Annotated in this window: 8 protein-coding genes; 6 read left to right on the plus strand and 2 right to left on the minus strand. The window is 38.8% G+C overall.

Going from position 1 to position 6886, the window contains the following annotated elements; genetic code table 11:
- Positions 1 to 138: 138 nt before the first annotated feature.
- The 4 genes from LMU01S_RS06130 (at position 139) to LMU01S_RS06145 (ending at position 3877) form a co-directional block, all read left to right on the plus strand.
- Positions 139 to 1512, plus strand: a complete 1374-nt coding sequence (locus LMU01S_RS06130) for an amino acid permease (RefSeq protein WP_056959952.1) — start codon at positions 139 to 141, stop codon at positions 1510 to 1512.
- 361 nt (positions 1513 to 1873) lie between these two features.
- Positions 1874 to 2455: a YutD family protein gene (locus tag LMU01S_RS06135; protein WP_056959954.1), complete on the plus strand. Its 582-nt coding sequence runs from the start codon at positions 1874 to 1876 to the stop codon at positions 2453 to 2455.
- Between the two features lie 16 nt (positions 2456 to 2471).
- A complete protein-coding gene (locus tag LMU01S_RS06140) occupies positions 2472 to 3242 on the plus strand; it encodes a TIGR01457 family HAD-type hydrolase (RefSeq protein WP_056959955.1) in 771 nt (256 codons plus the stop codon).
- Positions 3230 to 3877 (plus strand): TIGR01906 family membrane protein, encoded by a 648-nt coding sequence (locus LMU01S_RS06145; protein ID WP_056959957.1) that lies wholly within the window; start codon positions 3230 to 3232, stop codon positions 3875 to 3877. The genes LMU01S_RS06140 and LMU01S_RS06145 overlap by 13 nt, the downstream gene beginning before the upstream one ends.
- Positions 3878 to 3903: 26 nt before the next feature.
- On the opposite strand, the gene LMU01S_RS06150 is transcribed toward LMU01S_RS06145, so the two are convergent.
- Complete coding sequence (locus LMU01S_RS06150; RefSeq protein WP_010688034.1) at positions 3904 to 4545, minus strand: VTT domain-containing protein; 642 nt, start codon at positions 4543 to 4545, stop codon at positions 3904 to 3906.
- Positions 4546 to 4692: 147 nt separating this feature from the next.
- Complete coding sequence (locus LMU01S_RS06155; RefSeq protein ID WP_056959958.1) at positions 4693 to 5700, minus strand: NAD(P)/FAD-dependent oxidoreductase; 1008 nt, start codon at positions 5698 to 5700, stop codon at positions 4693 to 4695.
- 142 nt (positions 5701 to 5842) lie between these two features.
- Between LMU01S_RS06155 and LMU01S_RS06160 the strand changes: the two genes are divergently transcribed.
- Both LMU01S_RS06160 and LMU01S_RS06165 read left to right on the plus strand, forming a co-directional pair.
- A complete protein-coding gene (locus tag LMU01S_RS06160; protein WP_056959960.1) occupies positions 5843 to 6415 on the plus strand; it encodes a peptidylprolyl isomerase in 573 nt (190 codons plus the stop codon).
- A 12-nt stretch (positions 6416 to 6427) separates the two neighbouring features.
- Positions 6428 to 6820: a CvfD/Ygs/GSP13 family RNA-binding post-transcriptional regulator gene (locus LMU01S_RS06165; protein ID WP_004051732.1), complete on the plus strand. Its 393-nt coding sequence runs from the start codon at positions 6428 to 6430 to the stop codon at positions 6818 to 6820.
- The last annotated feature ends 66 nt before the right edge of the window (positions 6821 to 6886 follow it).

Genomic DNA, 6886 nt, shown 5'->3' on the forward strand with positions numbered 1-6886 from the left:
TACTTTACCAAAAAGGCAGTAGCTCTTTATTTATGTATATAATTGAATTTTATTCATCTAAAAATGAAATAGTTGAATTTTACTTAACTAAAAGATTAAGATAAACTTAATTATATGAAATATTAAAGGAGTTTTTTGATGGAAAATGAAGAGCAATATGCCCGTGGCTTAAAGAGCCGGCATGTCCAATTGATCGCATTAGGTGGAACGATCGGGACCGGGCTATTTTTAGGTTCAGGAAAATCGATCCAGTTAGCGGGACCTTCGATCGTCTTAGCATATCTTATAACAGGCGCGATCTGTTTTTTGTTGATGCGTGCGATGGGGGAATTGCTACTTTCAGACTTAAAGAGCCATTCGTTTATTGATTTTATTGAACGATATTTAGGTAAAGATATTGGTTTTATCACCGGCTGGACGTATTGGGTCTGTTGGATCACGATCGCGATGGCTGATGTGACGGCAAGTGGGATGTACATCCATTATTGGTTCCCCCATATTCCTGAGTGGATCCCTGGGTTCATCATTTTAGCGATCTTGTTAGCCTTGAATTTGATCACAGTTGCTTTGTTTGGTGAGACTGAATTTTGGTTTGCTTTGATCAAAGTCATCGCGATCATTGCATTGATCGTGATCGGGATCGTTTTAGTCGTGATCGGTTATGAAACACCTAGTGGACATGCTTCTGTGATGAATTTAGTTGATTATGGTGGTCTTTTCCCTAAAGGCTTAGGTGGCTTTTTAATGTCATTTCAAATGGTAACATTTGGCTTTATCGGGATCGAAATGATCGGTGTCACAGCTTCTGAGACTCAAGATCCTAAAACTGTGATCCCTAAGGCGATCAATGAGATCCCGCTTCGGATAATTATTTTTTATGTGGGGTCCTTACTAGCCTTGATGTGTATCTATCCTTGGAGATCGATCACGCCAGATCAAAGTCCATTTGTTCAAGTTTTTGAAAATATTGGTATTCCTGCTGCGGCTGGAATTATTAATTTTGTTGTTTTGACAGCAGCTGCTTCAGCATGTAATAGTTCGATCTTTAATACTGGGCGAATGGTCTTTTCTTTAACATATAAAGAAAAAGGTCGCTTTGCTAAAAAGATGAGCAAGCTTTCACGGCACCAAGTTCCCGCTAATGCGATCCGCTTTTCGACGGCAGTTATTGCTTTAACGGTCGTGGCCAACTTGGTGATCCCAAACACCTCCCTATTTACTTTTATCTCAAGTGTAGCAACAACGTGTTTTCTCTTTATCTGGGGTGCGATCGTGGTCGCTCACTTGAAATATCGTAAAGAGCTAAAAGCTAAGGGACAAAAAAATGAATCTAATTTCAAGATGCCACTTTATCCAGCTTCAGACTATGCGGTCTTGCTCTTTTTAGCTTTTGTCTGTGTGATCATGTGCTTTGAAAAAGCAACTTTGATCGCACTACTGGCTTCGTTAGTTTGGTTTGCAGCGCTCTTTATGTTAAATAAATTGCGAAAAAAGCATCTATCTGAAAATTAATAGGTAGAGTATTTGACAAGATGGTCAGTACCGTATGAATAACGAGGGTCTTACCATGATGTGTATTTTTGGCATCGTGGTAAGGTCCTCGTTATATTATTAAACATAGCTCAGATGCATATTTGATATCGGCGGTTGATCGCGCGTCGCTATTTTAGCTTTGATCTAAGCAGTTACCTTTTATGGGATTTTCAGCTATACTATATTAGAGATATGTCAACCATTATTGTAATTGATAGTATATGTGATTCACACGAAAGATAAATGTGGTGTGAATGAGACAGAAAAATTTAAGAAAGGAGAGGCTATATTTCTTTCGCAAGCAACATGCTTGACTACATTTTATATAGCAGGAATTTTTTTGAATAGTGAGAAAAAGGAACGCAGAGAAGCGCAGTTAGCCAAGAAAGCTGAAACGATCAAAGCTTTTGCAAGTGAAGTCGTTTTGCAAAGCCCTACCCAAATGCTGATCGATGGGCGACCATATATTTTAGAGAAAAATTATCGTAATGGATTTGAGGTCGAAAAATTAGAGGAACGTTTTAGCAATATTTTGACTAAGTATGATTACATTGTCGGTGATTGGGGTTATGACCAATTGCGGTTGCGGGGCTTTTATGCTGCAGGTAGTAATAAGGGGACGCCCACGCAAAGTATTGAACGCTTACAAGATTATCTTTATGAATATTGTAATTTTGGCTGTGCTTATTTTGTCTTGCGCAATTTAGATGTTCAGACCCCGACACCATCGCATAATGGTGGTAAAAATAAAAAAACTGGTCATAAGCGTCGGACACAAAATAGAAAAGAAAAGTCGCAAAAGGCATATACAGCACAACGTGTATATGATATAAATAAAAAGCAACCTCGGTCGAAAAAATATACGACAGACCAGGTCAAAAAACGCAAACGGCGCTTTACGATCCGCCAAAAAAATAAATAAGGGGTAGTTTACCAAAATGAAAAAATATGCAGGCTATATGATCGATCTTGATGGCACGATCTATCGTGGTAAGGAAAAGATCCCAGCTGCGAAACGTTTTATCGAAAATTTGCAGGCTAAAAATATTCCATTTCTCTTTGTAACTAATAATAGTACACAAGCACCTGAAAAAGTTGTGGCTAATTTAGCAAAGAACTTTGATATTCACGTTACAGTCGATAATGTTTTTACTTCAGCTTTAGCGACAGCGGATTATATTGCTGATTTAGATAATGAAAAAAGAACGGCTTATGTGATCGGTGAATTAGGCTTAAAACAAGCTATTTTAGACCGAGGTTTTAAATTTGAAGAGACAACACCTGATTATGTCGTTGTAGGTCTAGATTATGATGTAACGTATCACAAATTTGAATTAGCAACATTAGCGATCAAACGTGGAGCTACTTTTATTGGGACCAATGCAGATACGAATCTACCTAACGAGCGTGGATTAGTTCCCGGAGCAGGTTCAGTGATCGCTTTAGTTGAATGTGCAACGCAACAAAAAGCGCAATATGTGGGTAAGCCAGAGACGATCATCATGGAAAAAGCTTTGAAGCGCTTAGGCCTAGCTAAAGATCAAGTAGCAATGGTCGGTGATAACTATATGACTGATATTCAGGCTGGGATCAATTTTGGGATCGATACGATCTTAGTTTATACAGGAGTTTCAACGAAGGAACAAGTGGCTAAGAAAGCTATCAAACCAACAGTTGAGCTCGATTCGTTAGACCAATGGGAAGTCTAAATGTTCGATATGTAAAAGAGGCTGGGGTCCAAGTCTTGTTGTTGCTGTTTTTAGTGACATTTTGCATAACGTTAACGATCAATTTCCATCCACTCTACTGGTGGTTTATGCACCACTATGAACTATATCAAGAAGTAGGGCTGACTGAACACGGGTTACGGGAAAATTATTTGTCGTTGCTAGCGTATCTTAATTATCCGTGGGTCACAGAGCTTAATTTATCTTTGCCGATATCCTATAATGGGATGCGCCATTTTGAAGATGTCAAGCGGCTATTTTTCTTGAATTACAGTGTTTTAGTCCTGACTGCTTGGCCAGCGCTACATTATTTGTATGATCTGACACTAAAAAAACGGCTTTGGATCTTACAAGGAAAGATATATGGTCTAAGTTTGATCTTAGCAGGTTTTATTTGTTTTATAGTGGTCGATTTTGAAGATTTTTTTATCGTCTTTCATGAAGTATTATTTAGAAATGATGATTGGATATTTGATCCGAATTTAGATCCGATCATCAATGCTTTGCCAAGTGAGTATTTTTTAGCGTGTTTTGGCATATTTGTAGGAACATTTACTTTGAGTTTACTTAGCATTTATATTGTTGGAAAATGGCAATTAAAAAACGTGGTCGCTTGAATTGACCACGTTTTTTTGTATTGATATTATTTTTTCGAAGTTTTTGATTTGATAGCTCCTATGATAGCTGGGATCAAAGAAACAGCGATGATCCCAATAATGATCAAGGAGAAGTGTTCTTTAACGATCGGGAAATTACCAAAGAAATAACCTGCACCACAGCAAAGCGTTACCCAAGCCGTTGCACCGATCAAGCAATAGCGGATAAAGGTTTTGAAATTACCACCACTCCCGCCGTAAACAAAAGGTGCCAGTGTACGGATGATCGGCATGAAACGGGCTAATGAGATAGCGATCCCACCGTGTTTATCAAAGAATTCTTCAGTTCGTTTTAGATCTGACTCTTTGATGATCCGACTGAAAAATTTAGTCTTGGTCAATTTTTTTCCCAGATAATGACCGATAAAGAAGTTAAGTGAGTCGCCCAAAACAGCAGCAAACCAGAAGAGGGCTACAAAGATCCAAATATCTAGGCTGTATTTAGGATTGGCTGACATCGCACTGGCTGCAAATAAAAGTGAATCTCCGGGTAAAAATGGCATAATAACGGCGCCCGTCTCGATAAAGATGATCGAAAATAAGATCAGGTATGTCCAATCACCGAAGAGATTAACGATCGTAACTAAGTGGACATCGATGTGTAAGATAAAATCAATTAGTTGTGACATTGCTATAGGTGTTCATCGTCAGCTATAAAAACATGAACATATTCCTTTCGTAATTGTAGTTGTTGATTTTTGACAACTATAGGAGAGTGCCGACAATAAAGTTTGCTCTCTTATCTATAAATATACTACACTTTTAGCTTAGTGTACTTAATTATCTTGAGCAGCTTCAAATTTTTTAATTAATTGCGTACTATGAGCTGGCTGGCGTTTTTCTGGATAGATCCGTAGTAGTGCACTGTTGATGACACTTGGAGCTTCGCCAAAACCAGTTGCCATCAAATTTAGTTTATCTGCTTGGGCTGCAATATCCCCGATCGCGTAGACGCCAGGGATCGAGGTCTCATTTTTAGCATTAACAGCAATATTGTGATGGTCAAGTTCGAGTGCCCAACTTTCAAGTAACTTTGAACTTGAGGCAAATCCGTAATTGACCAAAAGGTGATCGACTGTCAATTCTTTTTTCTCGGCACTACGGGGTTTTTCTAAGCTGATGCAGAGTTTATCTTGGGCAGAAGAAAGATCAGTGATCAAATAGGGCGTGTGTAGGATCGTATTTGTTTCTTTAAGCGCCGAAACACTAGATTCTAAAGCTCTAAATTTATCGCGGCGGTGGATCAAGTGAACTGCTTTAGCGATCGGTGCTAGTTCTAAAGCCCAATCAACAGCTGAATCGCCACCGCCAGCGATCGCTACTTCTTTATTACTGAAGTCCTTTAGATCTTTGACGAAATAGTGGAGTTGTTTGTCTTCGAATCGATCAGCGGCTGCTACCTTTAGTTTACGTGGTTCAAAAGCTCCGGCACCAGTAGCGATAATGATCGTTTTTGAATAAGTTGTTCGTTTAGATGTTTTGATCTCAAAGCCACCAGTGATTTGAGTGAAACTTTCTACGCGTTCATTTAAAAAGATATCAGGCTCGAATTTTTCGACCTGTTGTTTTAAATGAGCGATCAATTCTGTTCCGGTGATCTCCGGAAAAGCAGGGATGTCATAGATTTTTTTAGCCGGAAATAGGGCACTGACTTGGCCCCCTAACTGTCCTAAACTTTCGATGATCTGAGTTTTAGCTAAACGCATTCGAGCATAGGTCGCAGCAAACATTCCAACTGGTCCCCCGCCGATGATCGTAATATCATAAAATTCTTTAGCTACCATAAAGTGGTTGCTCCCTTCATAATTCTTGTCAGTTAAAGTTACAATATCATATTAAAGGTGTAAAATAAAATTGGCAATAACTTGTGAGTTAAAGTATCATATCTAAGTGAAAGATATATTTATAGAGATAAGGAAGAAATAGATGGAATTTTTACAATTAGACACTGATAAATTGACCCCAAGTGCGGTCATCAAAACAAATTTGGGTGAGGTGACTTTGGCACTTTTCCCTGAGCAGGCCCCTAAAGCGGTTGAAAATTTTGTGACTTTAGCCAAAAACGGTTATTATGATGGTGTTATCTTTCACCGAGTGATCTCAGATTTTATGATCCAGACGGGTGATCCTACTGGAACTGGAATGGGCGGTGAAAGTATCTGGGGTAAAGCTTTTGAAGATGAATTTTCTGATGAACTTTACAATTTACGGGGCGCTGTTTCAATGGCAAATGCTGGTCCTAATACGAATGGAAGCCAATTCTTTATCGTTCAGAATAAAAATATGCCTAAGCGTATTATCAAACAATTGACGACTTATCCTAAGGAGATAGTTCAAGCATATCGCCAAGGAGGTACACCTTGGTTAGATAGACGCCATACTGTTTTTGGACAGGTCATTTCTGGCATGGAAGTAGTTGATAAAATTGCTAAAGCTAAGACTAGTTGGGGCGATAAACCTAAGCAAGACATTGTAATTGAAAATATCGAAATACTATAGAGGTAGTTGATCATGGAAATAGCTTATCGTATCGGAATGGTACTGGAAGGATATGTGACTGGGATCCAACCTTATGGCGCTTTTGTGGCGCTTGATGAGGAGACACAGGGCTTGATCCATATTTCTGAGTGCCATCACGGTTTTGTAGATGATATCCAAAATTATTTAAAAGTCGGGCAAAGAGTGCGAGTGATGATCATTGATATCGATGAGTATACTCAAAAGATCTCACTTTCGGTCAGATGTTTGGAGAAGACCTTTGATTTTAACCAACCGCGGCATACACGTTACCAACATAAGAAGTACTGGACTAATCGTCATGTATATGAAGGCTTTAGCCCAATAGCCAAACGTTTGGATCATTGGGTCGATGAAGCTTTGGCCGACATTGCAGCAGGAAAATAAAGTATTTGGAGCAGAAATAAAAAAATTTCTGCTTTTTTTATAAAAAAATGTTGACGTTCTTTGACT

This window comes from Ligilactobacillus murinus DSM 20452 = NBRC 14221 (genome assembly GCF_001591685.1).
Taxonomy (GTDB): domain Bacteria; phylum Bacillota; class Bacilli; order Lactobacillales; family Lactobacillaceae; genus Ligilactobacillus; species Ligilactobacillus murinus.

Excerpts from the sequence above, each read along its gene's own strand:
- LMU01S_RS06145 (WP_056959957.1), top strand. The coding sequence starts at position 3,230 with ATGGGAAGTCTAAATGTTCGATATGTAAAAGAGGCTGGGGTCCAAGTC.
- LMU01S_RS06130 (WP_056959952.1), top strand. The coding sequence starts at position 139 with ATGGAAAATGAAGAGCAATATGCCCGTGGCTTAAAGAGCCGGCATGTC.
- LMU01S_RS06165 (WP_004051732.1), top strand. The coding sequence starts at position 6,428 with ATGGAAATAGCTTATCGTATCGGAATGGTACTGGAAGGATATGTGACT.
- LMU01S_RS06150 (WP_010688034.1), bottom strand. The coding sequence starts at position 4,545 with ATGTCACAACTAATTGATTTTATCTTACACATCGATGTCCACTTAGTT.
- LMU01S_RS06160 (WP_056959960.1), top strand. The coding sequence starts at position 5,843 with ATGGAATTTTTACAATTAGACACTGATAAATTGACCCCAAGTGCGGTC.
- LMU01S_RS06140 (WP_056959955.1), top strand. The coding sequence starts at position 2,472 with ATGAAAAAATATGCAGGCTATATGATCGATCTTGATGGCACGATCTAT.
- LMU01S_RS06155 (WP_056959958.1), bottom strand. The coding sequence starts at position 5,700 with ATGGTAGCTAAAGAATTTTATGATATTACGATCATCGGCGGGGGACCA.